Source organism: Brevibacterium daeguense (assembly GCF_021729135.1).
Lineage (GTDB): Bacteria > Actinomycetota > Actinomycetes > Actinomycetales > Brevibacteriaceae > Brevibacterium > Brevibacterium daeguense.
Genome location: NZ_JAJTWW010000024.1, coordinates 12,733 through 25,008, shown reverse-complemented (window position 1 = coordinate 25,008; position 12,276 = coordinate 12,733). Strand labels below are relative to the sequence as shown.

Below are 12,276 nucleotides of genomic sequence, written 5' to 3'. Positions count from 1 at the left end.
CGAAAGGCAGACATCATGAGCACAACCACAGCACGTCGTTCACAGGGAAGCTACGTCGACCGTCCTTCGTCCAGCTCACTGGCGGACGTCATTGAGATCATCCTCGACAAAGGCCTCGTCATCGACGCCTACGTCCGCGTCTCGCTTGTCGGCATCGAGATCCTCACGATCGATGCCAGGATCGTGATCGCGAGCGTGGACACCTACCTGCGCTTCGCAGAAGCCACCAACCGCCTCGACCTCGCTGCGCAGGGCGGCAAGGACCTTCCGGAACTCATGGAAGGACTCACCGAGAGCGGTACCAGGGGCAAGATCGGGGGCGCCGTCGACAGCGTCAAGGATGCGCTGACACCGGACGACTCCGACAAGGAGAAGCAGCGGGAGGAATCCTCCTGATGGCGGGAGCCGCCTCTGAGGCTCTCGACGGCCTCTACGTCTACGGGATCGTTCAGGCAGATGCGAATCTGCCGGACGATCTCGTAGGCGTGGAGGGCAGACCCGTCTCTGCTCTGGCGGAGGGCACGGTCGCGGCACTCGTGACCGAGCTCTCCCCGGGAGACGAGTTCGGCACGCCCGACGGATTGCTCGCCCACACGAATGTGCTCGACACAGCATCACGGTCGGTGGCAGTGCTGCCGATGACCTTCGGGACAGTGGTGCCTTCGGCCGAGGAACTCACGGAAGAAGTGCTGTCTCCCCGCCAAGCCGAGTTCTCCGAGGCGCTTCGCACCGTCGAAGGGGCGGTCCAGTTCACTGTTCGGGCGCGCTACCTCCGGGACGTGGCGTTGGCTGCGATGATTGCCGGCAATCCGGAGATCGCTCGGCTTCGCGAGGCCATCTCCGGCACCTCGGAAGACGAGACTCGCAACGAGCGAATCCGCCTCGGGGAGCTGATCGTGGCGACCTTCGACAGAATGCGGCCGACCGACGCCGAGAGCATCAGAGAAGCACTGTCCCCGTTCGCCCGCGACGTCGTGCACCGCGAAGCCGGTCAGGCCGAGGACATTGTGGAATTGGCCCTGCTGGTGCCTCGGGAACGCCAGAGCGAATTCGAGAACGCCGTCGAAAGCATCGCCAAGGACATGCACGAGGAGATCAGCTTTCGGCTCGTGGGCCCGCAGGCCCCGTACGACTTCGTGAACGGAGACTGACCGATGGGACTCTTCTCCGCTCTGTTCGGCTGGCCTCTCGCACCCATCAAGGGAACGATCTGGGTGGCCGAGCAGGTGCAGGAGGAAGCCGAACGCCAGTACTACGACCCGGGGATCATCCGCCGCAAACTCGAAGAGGTCGCCGATGCCCGTGAAGCCGGGACAGTCAGCGATGAGGAGGCAGCCGAGATGGAGAAGGAACTGGTGGCTCGGCTGATCGAGGCCAATCGCCGACCACGACAGGAGGACATGGGATGAGCGAGCAGGAATCGAACGAGCAGCAGAATCAGTCGGACGACCAGAAGCAGTCCGACAAGCAGCAGAACCAGTCCGGCGACCAACAGAAGCAGTCCGACAGCGAGAAGCAAGCCGGCAACCAGCAGAAGGCAGACGGCCAGCAGAGCCAGTCCGGCCAGCAGAGCCAGTCGCAGGACTCGTCGACCAGTCAACAGTCCGGCAACCAGCAGAGCCAGTCGGACAACCAGAACCAGCAGAAGCAGGCTGAGAGTCGCGACCGATCCGATTCTCAGGACGACCGGCAGTCGTCCGACGGGCAGTCCGATCGTGACACCGGAGGCGAGAGCTCGCAGCAGCAGTCCTCGAAGTCGGGCTCCGACCAGAACCAGCAGTCCTCGGGCTCTCGCAGCAAGGACTCGGGATCCGAACAGCAGTCCTCCCAGGACCAGGGTTCCCAGCGGCAGCGATCCGATGACAGATCCTCCCCGGGCCAAGGTTCCCAGGGAGACAAGGAGTCGGCTGATCGGGGCAGCAGGAGCTCCGGGAATGACAGCCGCAAGGACACTGCCGATTCCGGAGGTCAGAAGCGCCGGAAGCTCAACGCCCGAAGAGCGGCCGCTGAAGCCGTGACACAGCTGCAGGAGCTGACGACCCGGACACCCGAGTCGATCGTCGGCGTCGAACCCCATGAAGACGGATGGCGAGTCACCGTCGAAGTGGTGGAATCCGCTCGGATCCCGGACTCAGCTGACATCATGGCGGAATACATCGTCACCCTTGACGAGGACGGCGAGATGGTCGGGTACACCCGCGGAGCTCGCTACCTGCGCGGACGGACACGTGAGGAGTGATTCCTATCAAGTTCGCCTGGAACACCCGCGGGCGTAAGGAGGCCGGAATATGACAGTCGCGCGCAATGTCCCAGGCAGCGGGATGGAGCCGCAGCGGGACCGGGACGGCACGCTGATCCACGTCGTCGAGACACTGCTCGACAAAGGGCTGGTGCTCAACGCGGACATCATGGTCTCAGTCGCAGGTGTCGAGCTGCTCGGCATTCGGATCCGGGCAGCCTTGGCCTCGTTCGAGACGGCAGCCAAGTACGGACTGGAGTTCCCCGCCGGAACCAACACCGACACCGTCGCCTGGAGAAATGCCGTGGAGACGAAGGAAACCTGCCCGAGCTGCGGGAAGAAGGTTGTCGAATCCCGGCTCCTCAACGAGATGTGCCCCTGGTGCGGTTGGCAGAGCGCCCAGGCGCTGCGAGCGCAGGAATCCCAGGACCAATCCGAGGGCGAGCTGGGTCGGGCGAGGTCCGTCCCGTCGGACTCATCCGAACAGGCGAACCCGAACAGCCGGTCGGAGACCGACTCCTCGACATCCGAGCCCGTGGAAGAGCCTGCCGACGATCAGAGAGCCGCCGAAGGGCGCTCATGACAGATCTGGCGGAGCGCGGCAGCACAGCGCCGACCGCTCACGGTTCCGGCCAGACCGCCGGGATGGAGCCGACTCGCAATCCGCAGGTCACCCTCCCCGACCTGATCGAGGTGCTGCTCAACAAGGGCACATACCTCAACCTTGATCTCATCATCTCGGTCGCCGACATCCCGCTGATCGGCATCAATCTGCGCGCCACGATCGCAGGCATGGAAACCATGCTCGAGTACGGAATGATGCGGGACTGGGACGAGAAGACCCGTCTCTGGGTGCAGAGATCGGTCGCCCGCAACTTCCCGCTGCGCCCCGGCGAAGAAGTCATCGCCAAGATGGCCGGAGGCCACTTCCAGGAGGGTTTTTCACGCATCTGGCGACCGGGGAATATCTACGTGACCAATCAGCGTCTCGTCGCGTTCCGCCGGGATCCGAAGGAGATCCTGTGGCAGTCCGACCTGTCCGACATCATGGATCTCAGCCTGCAGGGTGAGCGCACCATCGGCGGAGAGGAGCGCACACGCCTGATCGTGCGGACCTCCGACGATGCGACCACAATGCTCTCGGCGGCCGCTCCGCAGCGCATTCGCGAGCTGGTGATCGGCAGCATCGGCCTTCCGCACGTCCGGAAGGGCTCGGGGCCCGAGAGCTCGGCTCATGAAAGCACGGCTGCAGGAGCACAGCCTCCCGAGGCGCCACCGGCCCAGAGAGAACCGGACACGCTGCTTCGGGAAGGACACATGTGGTACCTCGAGCGGCGCGCTCAGGGGCAGATCTGGCGCGCGGGGCACGCTCGCCTCGACACTCGGACAGGCTTCACCTGGAAGGGACCGCTCGACGCCCGGCCGGCGGTGAACCTCGCGCCGGCCGAGATTCTGAGCGTGGAGCCGGCCGAGGGCCAGACCCCGGTCGGACACTCCAACATCCTGCAGGTGGTCGGCTCCCGCGACAGGGTTTACCTCACCAGTGCCGACATCGGAGAATGGGAGCGGGAGATCGCTGTCCTGGTGAATCGAGATCCGGGATCAGCGCACACATCGGAGGCGGAGAATGGCGCTTGAAATCGATGAGAAGAGCCTCAAGCATGGAGTGCTCACCCTGGTCGTCACCCTGGTCGAGGTGATCCAGGAAGCACTCGAGACCCAGGCGGTGCGACGGCTCGAGGGCGGCGACCTGACGGAAGAGGAGCAGGACCGGCTCGGCGAGGCGCTGATGGAGCTTGACGAGGCAATGGACGAGATCAAGGCCGAGCACGGAATCACCGCCTCGGTCGAGGACCTGCACCGCGGCCTCGACGACGTCGTCGACGAGGTGGTGGACAAGCTGATCAATCCCTCCCGCTGGGCGGAAGAGGAAGGAAAGAACATCACGTGAGCGAGATCGGTCTGTACGTCTACGCGATCGTTCCCGCCGAACTCATCGGCGAGCAGCTCGGAACCGGCATCGACGATGCCCCGGTCACCGTCGTCGGAACGCCGGGCGGAATCGCCGCAGCAGTCCACGAGCACGACACGACGCCAATCCAGGGGCCCGACGACGAGGTGAAGCGCTGGGTGCTCGAGCACAGCCGGGTCGTCGACGCGGCGTGGGAGAGGGCAGGGACCGCCCTGCCCGTGAGCTTCAACGTCATCGTGAGCCCCCAGGGCGCACTGACGGCGCACGAGCGCCTCACGAGCTGGCTGGGCGACAGCGAATCCGCTCTGCGCTCCCACCTCGAACGGCTGCGCGGCCGGGTCGAGCTGCGAGCAGAGATCTCGCTGGATCAGAAGACGGTCAGCGAGAGCAGCCCCGAAGTCCGCGAGATGCGCCAGTCGGTTGCTGAGCGGCCGGCAGGCGTGCAGCGGCTGTACCGGAAGCGTTTGGAGACATTCGAGAGGGAGATCACCGAGAAGCTCGCTGATCGCCTCTATCCCGACTACCGGAGACGCCTGGCGGCGCTGTCCGAGGACCTGACCGAGAACCGCCGACCCGGTCGCACCCCGGGCTCCGTGGCGGTCCTCAGCGTCTCCCTGCTCGTTCCGGAGGAGAACATGGAGCAGGTGGGAATCGCGCTGGCCGAGATCCGGGACGAGCAGCCGGGAACCGAGATCCGGTACCTGGGCCCCTGGCCGCCCTACTCGTTCGCCGAGGTGCCGGAGCCGGCGTCGCCGGGAGCGGAAGCACCCGCACCGGCGGAGTGAGCACCTGAATAGACGCCTCGAGGCGCCTGCCGGTCCGGCTGCTCACTCGACGATCGACCACATCTGCGAGGACTCAGAGCCGGAGACAACTGCAAACCGGGTTCCCGAGGACAGGGCCGCGAACTCTTCCGCAGGGTGCGAATCCTGCTCTTCCCCTGTGACAGCATCGTAGAAGGTTGTCTTCTTTCCGTCGGCCACAACAACTTTGCCGACAGCCGGCAGGTACCCCTGCCCTCCCCAGGGATTTTCACCAGGATGTTCTCCGGCCTCCCAGATCCGCTCGCCTGACCCGGCATCTAGAGCCATGATGGACGATTCCAGGCCGGGCACGATGATCAGTGGTCCATCAGGCCCGTCAACTGCTGCGCGCTGTGGGCTGTAGTGAGTTCCCACAGAGTCGAAATCGCGCATCCCACCGGCGTCGGAGTACCAACCAGCGGGAGTGCTCAGATCCGAGCCCACGTACTTGATCGTCGAAGCGAAGAGCTGCACCATCACGCATGTCGAGTCACCCTGGGGGGTGTACACCGGTTCTGCGCTACAAACGGGTTCGAAGGTGTTCTGCATCGACATCGCATCGGCCACGTCGGGGTGCTCCAACAGTGAGAGTGGCGCGAGCTCACCCGGATCTTCCTCCGGCAGCGTGGTCGGCAATGTCATCAGTGCCCAACGACCGAAGCCGACGCTCATCGGGTCGTCAGGATCCTCGTGGCCGAACTCGTAGATCAGTGATCCGGCTTCAGCTGTGGGGACCACAGAGTAATATTCGGCTCCCGTGTCGTCGATGGTGCGAAGATCTGTAATTGGCAGAGTCGCGGTGTTACCAGTGCTCAGATCAATCCTGGTCAGGAGCGAATCCGTGGAATCAGCCCACGAGAAATATCCATAATCGCCCTGGGGAGCAACCCGCACGGAGCGGCCCCCGAAAGGAAGACCGTCAGAACCGACAGTCAATGCGGGCCAAGCCTCTTCACCTGTCGCGGGATCGATGGCGAAGACCACCGGATCGCCCTCATTCCCCCCGTCGTCACTGGCCGCTGAGGCTTCCCTCGGCGCGCAGTTCTCATCCTTGGCCGCCATGAAATACTCCATCAGGATGAGGTCGCCCCTCGACAGGACACTACTGGGACCGGTGGCAAGCGAACCGAAGCCCCACTCATAGTGACATCCGGCCCCCGCCTCGGAGACGGAGAAGGTCCACGCTTCCGAACCATCGTTCCAGGCGAGAGCGCTCAAGTTCCCGGTTTGGTCATCGACGATGACAAGTTCGTTGTAGGTGTAGGCAGAGGGAGCGGCGGAACGTTCAGGATCGATGTCAATCGGCTTCGTCCATAGATCCGCTCCGGCAGAATCTACTGCGCGCACCTTCCCGGCCTCCCAGTCGACGAGCAGGGCCCGGCCACGGCCGTCGTCCGTCAACAGCTCGGCCGCGTAGTTGAGGTCGATCGGATCGGACAGGCGAGGAGCAGCGGATGGAGCGGGTTCCCCCGCCTGGGTTGAGCTTTCGCCGGGTGCGCCTGGCGCGGTGCAGCCGGTCAACAGCAGGGCTGCCGCACCAAGGACTGACAACACTGCTCGCGAATATCGGAACATGACACTCCATCGTGTTCGGGGCCGAAGACCGAAAGTAGTTCCAATTATGGACCTTTCTCTCAAGGCATCGGGCGCGGGGTCCCAGCAACTGCCGATCCGGATCGAACATCTCGGATGGTTCGAGAGGGAAGCACCGCACCCCGCCACCTGGCGCATACACTGGGAAGACCAGCGAAAGGACGGCGATGTCAGGCGTAGTTGCAGCCCACGGCCCATTCGATCACCGGATGGGGCAGCGCATGTTGGAACGATTGGCTCACCGCGGACCGGACGGATCCGGAAGCCGCGCACTCGAGAACGCCTGGGTGGGCAGCCGGTACCTGTCCATCGTGGATCCGAAGACAGGCGGACAGCCCCTCAGCGGCGGTCGGAATGACGACGTCTGGCTGACCGGCGACGGGATGATCCACAACTTCCGCCGCATTCGTGAGCGCATGGGTGCAGAGCGGTTCCGCACAGAATCAGACTTCGAGACCGCCGTCGTCCTCTTCGACGAACTCGGCAAGGCCGCCTTCGAACAGCTGTGGGGACCGTTCGCCCTCGTCATCGCCGCCGCGGACGGTCGCTTCATCGCCGGTCGCGATGTGCTGGGCCTGGCTCCGCTGTACTGGGTGCGCAACGACGACACCGTCATCTTCGCCTCGGAGATGAAGGCGTTCGACAAGATGCTGCGGCCGGATGTCGAACCATTCCCGCCGGGGCACGTGTGGACCCCTGAGGCCGGACTCGAGGAGATCCGGGAGTTCCCGGGTGCCTCACCCGTGCTGCTGCTCAGTCGCGCCCCCGACGAGGACCCGCCGGCCTGGGTGTTCGACGCGGTGCGGGAGACGCTGATCCGAGCCGTGGAGCGCAGCCTCGCCGGCGCCCAGCCCAAGGGAGTGCTCCTGTCCGGCGGAGTCGATTCGAGCATCGTCACGGCGATCGCCGCCCGCCGCCAGCCGAAGGGCACCAAACTCAAGACCTTCGCGGTGGGTCTGGACGACAGCGGCGATCTCGAGGCCGCCCGCCTGGTGGCGGAGTACTGCGGCACCGATCACCGCGAGCTGATCTACACCGCCCAGGACGCCATCGACGTGGTGCCGCGTGTGGTGGCCGGGCTGGAGTCCTTCGACCCCACACTCGTCCACTCGGCCGTCCCGAACTACTTCGTCTCCCAGCTGGCCGGCCGGCATGTGAAGGTCGTGCTGGTGGGCGAAGGTGCCGACGAACTGTTCGCCGGCTACTCGCACTACGGTCAGCTGACCGACCCCGCCGAGCTGCACGCCGAGCTGCTGGACACGCTCCGGGGCATGCACATCGGCGGATTGCAGCGGGTCGACCGCGTCGCCGGAGCGCTCGGCATGGAGCCCCGCCTGCCCTTTCTCGACCTCGACGTCGTGGAGCTGGCGATGGCGCTGCCGCCCGAGTGGAAGCTCCTCACGGAGGACCGGCCGGCCAAATGGCTGCTGCGCCGGGCCTTCGACGGGTGGCTGCCGGACGAGGTGCTGTGGCGGCGCAAGGAGCAGTTCGGGGAGGGCACGGGAATGAACGACGTGCTTCGCGATCATTTCAGCGCGACCGTCACCGACGACCAGCTCTCCGCCGCGGCCGACGTCGTGGACCCGCCGCTGCGCACCCGCGAGGAGATGGCCTACTACCGCATGTTCTACTCCTCCCTGCAGGGAGTCAACGCCCAGGCCACGGTCGGCCGCTTCGCCGAGGCGTGACCGGCACCGACCCCGATCGCGACAACGCCCGAGGCGCCCGCACTTGACACGATCTGGTGGTCAGAAAAGTCCGCTATTCATGCCGAACAGCGGACTTTTCTGACCATCAGTTTCTCTTGTGACTTTCAAGCGGGCCGGTGCGTGAGCCGAGCGGCTCACGCACCAGCAGCCGTCAGCCGCCGATCAGGCCCTGCTCCTCGAGCCACTCCTGGGCGACGTCCTCCGGGTTCTCACCCTCGGTGTCGACCTTGCCGTTGAGCTCGATCATGACCTCGTTGGTCAGCTTCTCGGAGATCGGGGCCATGATCTCCGCGATCGCAGGGTACTGGTCGAGCGTCTCCTGCCGCAGCGTCATCGATCCCTGGTACTCGACGAAGAATTCCTTGTCGTCCTCGAGCACCTGGAGATCATTGGCCACGATCCGCGCATCCGTGGAGAACACCTCGCCGAACTCGCAGGTCTCGCCGACCTGCGTGTAGATCAGGTTGAGATCCAGCTCCACGACCTCGGAGAATTCGAAGCCGTACTCCTCCTGCAGGCCGGGCAGCCCGTCATCGCGGTTGATGAACTCGCTGGCAGCGCACACCCGGCCCTGGTCGGCGTTCTCGTTAATGAACGTCGCGGCGTCGGACATGGTCTGCAGGCCGTTCTGCTGGGCGAAGTCCTGCTTGGCAGCAATCCGGTACGTGTTCTCGAACGGTGCCGGCGGCAGCCACGCGACACCGTTCTCCTTGTCCGCATCGGCGACCGCCTGGTACAGGTCCTCGGGCGCGTCCTCGGGTGCATTGCCCAGGATGTTGACCCAGCCCGTGCCGGTGTAGTCCCAGTAGAAGTCGACCTCCCCGGTCTCCAGCGCCTCGCGGACCGTCGCCGAGCCCGAGATGCCGGTCTGGTCCTCGATCGAGGCGCCGGCGTCCTCGAGCGCCACGGTCGTGATCTGCGACAGCAGAACCGATTCGGTGAATTCCTTCGAACCGGCGATGAGCTGTGCACCCTCGAGCAGTCCCTCGTTGGGGCTCTCCTCCCCGCCGCCTCCGCCGCATCCGGCCAGCAGCAGGGAGACGGCGGCTGCCGCCGCGGCGGCCGCACTGAGCTTCGTCTTCCGTGTCATGGTGTTCGCTCCGTTTCTGTTCCGATTCGCGAGTCTGATCCGAGTTCCGCGTCCACGAGGTCACAGCCCCTTGGGCCGCAGGAAGTCCTCGGCGATGCCTGCCAGGTAGTCGATGAAGAGGGCCAGCACGGCGGTCAGCACCGCGCCGACGATCTGCACGACCACGCGGTTGGTCGACAGACCGGCGACGATGATGTCGCCCAGGCCGCCGGCGTTGATGTATGTGACCAGGGTGGCAGTGCCGACGTTGATCACCAGCGCGGTGCGGACACCGGCCAGCATCACCGGAACCGCAAGCGGCAGCTCGAGGCGGGTGAGCACTCGACCCTTCGACATTCCCATTCCGCGCCCGGCTTCGAGCACGTTCTCGTCGACCTGCTCCAATCCGACCATGGTGTTGAGCAGCACCGGGATGATCGCGTACAGGACCAGGCCGACGATCGCGGCCTGGAATCCCAGGAACAGGAAGGCGACGGCCAGCAGCACCAGGATGGCGATGGTCGGCACAGCCTGTCCGAGAGTCAGCACGCCGATGATGAACGGGCGCACCCGCTGCGTGAACGGTCGGGTCAGCAGGACTCCCAGCGGCACCGCGATGACCAGGGTCACCACCGTCGACACGGCGGCCAGCACAATGTGCTCCCCCAGCGCGGTCAGGAGCGACTGGGCATTGAGGGAGCGGGCCTCGATCGAGTCGAGCTCCATGCTCGAGACCCACAGGTACAGCGCCAGCAGGATCAGGGCGAGGATCGCCGGCATGACGAGGTAGCCCTGCCAGCCGCGGCGCCTGCCCGCGGACACCGGGGTCTGCGTGACGACGTCCGCGTCGCGCCTGCGCTCGGACGTGGAGATGCTCATTGGGGGCCTCCCGGCGGGCTCAGCTCGCTGCGGGCCTCGGCGACCGCGGCAGTGCGCATCGAGCGGATGGCGTCATTGAGCTGGTCGATGTCGACGACCCCGAGGTAGCGCCCCTGCTCGTCGACGACGATCGTGACCGCGTACCGCGCTGCGAGGAGTTCGTTGAGGGCGTCGCTGAGCGTGGCGCGGGGTTCGAGGACGGCCCGCGGCACGGAGCCCACCTGGTCGAGTGAGCCGTCGGCGCCTCGGCGGAGGTCCTCGGCACCGACCCAGCGCTCGGGTCGGCCCTCGGCATCGAGCACGAGCACAGCGGAGTGCTCGGACGAGGCGAGCGCCTGGCGCACGCGCTCCACGCTGTCACCGGCGCTGACGGTCGGCCAGCTGCTGAGCTCGATGTCGCGGATCCGCGACAGGTTGAGGCGTTTGAGCGCCGCGCCTCCGCCGATGAAATCCCGGACGAAGTCGTTGGCCGGAGCCGTGAGGATCCGCTCCGGCGTGTCGTACTGCGCGATGCGGGAGCCCTCCTGCAGGATCGCGATCCGATCGCCCATCTTGATCGCCTCATCGATGTCGTGGGTGACGAACACGATCGTCTTGCGCACCTCGGACTGCACCCGCAGGAACTCGTTCTGCAGCCGGTCGCGGGTGATCGGGTCGATCGCGCCGAACGGCTCGTCCATGAGCATCACCTGCGGGTCCGCGCCCAGGGCGCGGGCGACGCCGACCCGCTGCTGCTGACCGCCGGAGAGCTGTTTGGGGTAGCGACTCCGGTACTCGTCCGGGTCCATATTCACGGTCCGCAGCAGCTCGTCGACCCGCGCACGGATGCGCTTGGCGTCCCAGCCGAGCAGCTTGGGGACGGTGGCGATGTTCTCGCCGATGGTCATGTGCGGGAACAGGCCGATCTGCTGGATCACGTAGCCGATCCTGCGACGCAGCTGGTCCGGGTCAGCCTTCGTGACGTCCTGACCGGCCAGCACGATCCGCCCCGAGCTGGGCTCGATGATTCGGTTGATCATCTTCATCGTCGTGGTCTTGCCGCAGCCGGACGGGCCGACGAGGACGACGATCTCGCCCTCGCGGATGTCCATCGTGAGTTCGTCGACGGCGTTGCGCTGCTGCCCCGGGAAGCGCTTCGTCAGGCCTTCCAAGCGGATCATGACCGGGTGCTCGGCGGAGTTCGGGGTCTGAGTCATCGAATACCTCGCGGGGTCGTGATTCGCTGGACAGCGTAGAAGACAAGGTCGAACAGGACAGCCAGCACCATGACGCCGACGGCGCCGGCCAGCACGAGATTGACCGCTACGGGAGTGCCGACCCGGGCCAGCCCGGTGAAGATCAGCTCGCCGTAACCGGGTCCGTTGACGATCGCGCCGATGGCGGCGATGCCGAGCAGCACGAGCGTGGTCACTCGCACACCGGTGATGATGACCGGCCACGCCAGCGGCAGCTCGATGCGCAGCAGCTGCTGACGGCGGTTGAGGCCCATCCCCTTGGCGGACTCGATCACGGCCGGATCGACCTCGCGCAGGCCCGTGATGGTATTGCGCACCACGGGCATCAGCCCGTACATCACCAGGGCCAGCAGCACGGGTCGCCAGCCGAGGCCGAGCGGCCCGAGCAGCAGGATGAAGAGCGCGAACGACGGAATCGTCAGGAAGGAGCCGGTGATCGCCAGCACCGTCTCACGGGCGCGCTCGCTGCGATAGGTCGCGATGCCCAGCGCCACGCCGATGACCGTGGAGATGAGGACGGCTGCGCCGACGACGGCGGCGTGCTCCAGGCCCAGTTCGAGCATGTCGTCCGCTCGATCGACCAGGAACTCCAGGAATTCCACGGTGCACCTCCTTGCTGGGTCGGGGGCCGGCTCTCGGGCCGGCGAGCATGTGGGCGGTTCTCGCCCGCTCGTTTCACTATAGTTCAGGGAACTCTCAAACCCGATGAGGCCGACTTTCAGGATCGGCGGATCGGGCCGGCTCCCTTCGCCGGCGACAGCAGGTGCAGGGACTGCG

14 protein-coding genes are annotated in these 12,276 nt (G+C 65.7%); 9 read left to right on the top strand and 5 right to left on the bottom strand.

Annotated features, from left to right (window positions below):
• Window positions 1-15 precede the first annotated feature (15 nt).
• Genes gvpJ through LXN01_RS15105 form a run of 8 tightly spaced genes read left to right on the top strand, consistent with a single transcriptional unit; the run spans window position 16 to window position 4,996 of the window.
• Complete coding sequence (gene gvpJ / locus LXN01_RS15140; protein WP_236866526.1) at window positions 16-396, top strand: gas vesicle protein GvpJ; 381 nt, start codon at window positions 16-18, stop codon at window positions 394-396.
• Window positions 396-1,151 (top strand): GvpL/GvpF family gas vesicle protein, encoded by a 756-nt coding sequence (locus LXN01_RS15135; protein ID WP_236866523.1) that lies wholly within the window; start codon window positions 396-398, stop codon window positions 1,149-1,151. The genes gvpJ and LXN01_RS15135 overlap by 1 nt, the downstream gene beginning before the upstream one ends.
• 3 nt (window positions 1,152-1,154) lie before the next feature.
• Window positions 1,155-1,409 (top strand): gas vesicle protein GvpG, encoded by a 255-nt coding sequence (locus tag LXN01_RS15130; protein ID WP_236866521.1) that lies wholly within the window; start codon window positions 1,155-1,157, stop codon window positions 1,407-1,409.
• Window positions 1,406-2,239 (top strand): gas vesicle protein GvpO, encoded by an 834-nt coding sequence (locus LXN01_RS15125; protein WP_236866520.1) that lies wholly within the window; start codon window positions 1,406-1,408, stop codon window positions 2,237-2,239. The genes LXN01_RS15130 and LXN01_RS15125 overlap by 4 nt, the downstream gene beginning before the upstream one ends.
• A 49-nt stretch (window positions 2,240-2,288) precedes the next feature.
• Complete coding sequence (locus LXN01_RS16255; RefSeq protein ID WP_272902542.1) at window positions 2,289-2,822, top strand: gas vesicle protein; 534 nt, start codon at window positions 2,289-2,291, stop codon at window positions 2,820-2,822.
• The gene (locus tag LXN01_RS15115) at window positions 2,819-3,877 is read left to right on the top strand and encodes a gas vesicle protein GvpJ (protein WP_236866518.1); all 1,059 of its coding nucleotides are present in this window, start codon (window positions 2,819-2,821) and stop codon (window positions 3,875-3,877) included. Before LXN01_RS16255 ends, LXN01_RS15115 begins: the two co-directional genes overlap by 4 nt.
• Window positions 3,867-4,190, top strand: a complete 324-nt coding sequence (locus tag LXN01_RS15110; protein ID WP_236866516.1) for a gas vesicle protein K — start codon at window positions 3,867-3,869, stop codon at window positions 4,188-4,190. Before LXN01_RS15115 ends, LXN01_RS15110 begins: the two co-directional genes overlap by 11 nt.
• Window positions 4,187-4,996, top strand: coding sequence for a GvpL/GvpF family gas vesicle protein (locus LXN01_RS15105; protein ID WP_236866514.1), 810 nt, complete (start codon window positions 4,187-4,189; stop codon window positions 4,994-4,996). The genes LXN01_RS15110 and LXN01_RS15105 overlap by 4 nt, the downstream gene beginning before the upstream one ends.
• A gap of 42 nt (window positions 4,997-5,038) precedes the next feature.
• Here LXN01_RS15105 and LXN01_RS15100 read toward each other — a convergent pair whose 3' ends face one another.
• Window positions 5,039-6,589 carry an outer membrane protein assembly factor BamB family protein gene (locus tag LXN01_RS15100; RefSeq protein ID WP_236866512.1) on the bottom strand — a complete coding sequence of 517 codons (1,551 nt, stop codon included), beginning with the start codon at window positions 6,587-6,589 and terminating at the stop codon, window positions 5,039-5,041.
• Window positions 6,590-6,774: 185 nt separating this feature from the next.
• On the opposite strand from LXN01_RS15100, the gene LXN01_RS15095 reads away from it, so the two are divergent.
• Window positions 6,775-8,295, top strand: a complete 1,521-nt coding sequence (locus LXN01_RS15095; RefSeq protein WP_236866510.1) for an asparagine synthase-related protein — start codon at window positions 6,775-6,777, stop codon at window positions 8,293-8,295.
• Between the two features lie 172 nt (window positions 8,296-8,467).
• Here LXN01_RS15095 and LXN01_RS15090 read toward each other — a convergent pair whose 3' ends face one another.
• Genes LXN01_RS15090 through LXN01_RS15075 form a run of 4 tightly spaced genes read right to left on the bottom strand, consistent with a single transcriptional unit; the run spans window position 8,468 to window position 12,101 of the window.
• The gene (locus LXN01_RS15090) at window positions 8,468-9,406 is read right to left on the bottom strand and encodes a glycine betaine ABC transporter substrate-binding protein (RefSeq protein WP_236866509.1); all 939 of its coding nucleotides are present in this window, start codon (window positions 9,404-9,406) and stop codon (window positions 8,468-8,470) included.
• A gap of 60 nt (window positions 9,407-9,466) precedes the next feature.
• On the bottom strand, window positions 9,467-10,264 hold the full coding sequence (locus tag LXN01_RS15085; protein WP_236866507.1) for an ABC transporter permease: 798 nt from the start codon (window positions 10,262-10,264) through the stop codon (window positions 9,467-9,469).
• Entirely contained in the window at window positions 10,261-11,460 is a 1,200-nt protein-coding gene (locus LXN01_RS15080; RefSeq protein WP_236866505.1) for an ABC transporter ATP-binding protein, read from the bottom strand. The genes LXN01_RS15085 and LXN01_RS15080 overlap by 4 nt, the downstream gene beginning before the upstream one ends.
• Complete coding sequence (locus tag LXN01_RS15075) at window positions 11,457-12,101, bottom strand: ABC transporter permease (protein ID WP_236866503.1); 645 nt, start codon at window positions 12,099-12,101, stop codon at window positions 11,457-11,459. The genes LXN01_RS15080 and LXN01_RS15075 overlap by 4 nt, the downstream gene beginning before the upstream one ends.
• Between the last annotated feature and the right edge of the window lie 175 nt (window positions 12,102-12,276).

Bases quoted from the DNA above. Each gene is read 5' to 3' on its own strand.
- gvpJ (WP_236866526.1), top strand. From the start codon at position 16: ATGAGCACAACCACAGCACGTCGTTCACAGGGAAGCTACGTCGACCGT.
- LXN01_RS15135 (WP_236866523.1), top strand. From the start codon at position 396: ATGGCGGGAGCCGCCTCTGAGGCTCTCGACGGCCTCTACGTCTACGGG.
- LXN01_RS15130 (WP_236866521.1), top strand. From the start codon at position 1,155: ATGGGACTCTTCTCCGCTCTGTTCGGCTGGCCTCTCGCACCCATCAAG.
- LXN01_RS15125 (WP_236866520.1), top strand. From the start codon at position 1,406: ATGAGCGAGCAGGAATCGAACGAGCAGCAGAATCAGTCGGACGACCAG.
- LXN01_RS16255 (WP_272902542.1), top strand. From the start codon at position 2,289: ATGACAGTCGCGCGCAATGTCCCAGGCAGCGGGATGGAGCCGCAGCGG.
- LXN01_RS15115 (WP_236866518.1), top strand. From the start codon at position 2,819: ATGACAGATCTGGCGGAGCGCGGCAGCACAGCGCCGACCGCTCACGGT.
- LXN01_RS15110 (WP_236866516.1), top strand. From the start codon at position 3,867: ATGGCGCTTGAAATCGATGAGAAGAGCCTCAAGCATGGAGTGCTCACC.
- LXN01_RS15100 (WP_236866512.1), bottom strand. From the start codon at position 6,589: ATGTTCCGATATTCGCGAGCAGTGTTGTCAGTCCTTGGTGCGGCAGCC.
- LXN01_RS15095 (WP_236866510.1), top strand. From the start codon at position 6,775: ATGTCAGGCGTAGTTGCAGCCCACGGCCCATTCGATCACCGGATGGGG.
- LXN01_RS15090 (WP_236866509.1), bottom strand. From the start codon at position 9,406: ATGACACGGAAGACGAAGCTCAGTGCGGCCGCCGCGGCGGCAGCCGCC.
- LXN01_RS15085 (WP_236866507.1), bottom strand. From the start codon at position 10,264: ATGAGCATCTCCACGTCCGAGCGCAGGCGCGACGCGGACGTCGTCACG.
- LXN01_RS15080 (WP_236866505.1), bottom strand. From the start codon at position 11,460: ATGACTCAGACCCCGAACTCCGCCGAGCACCCGGTCATGATCCGCTTG.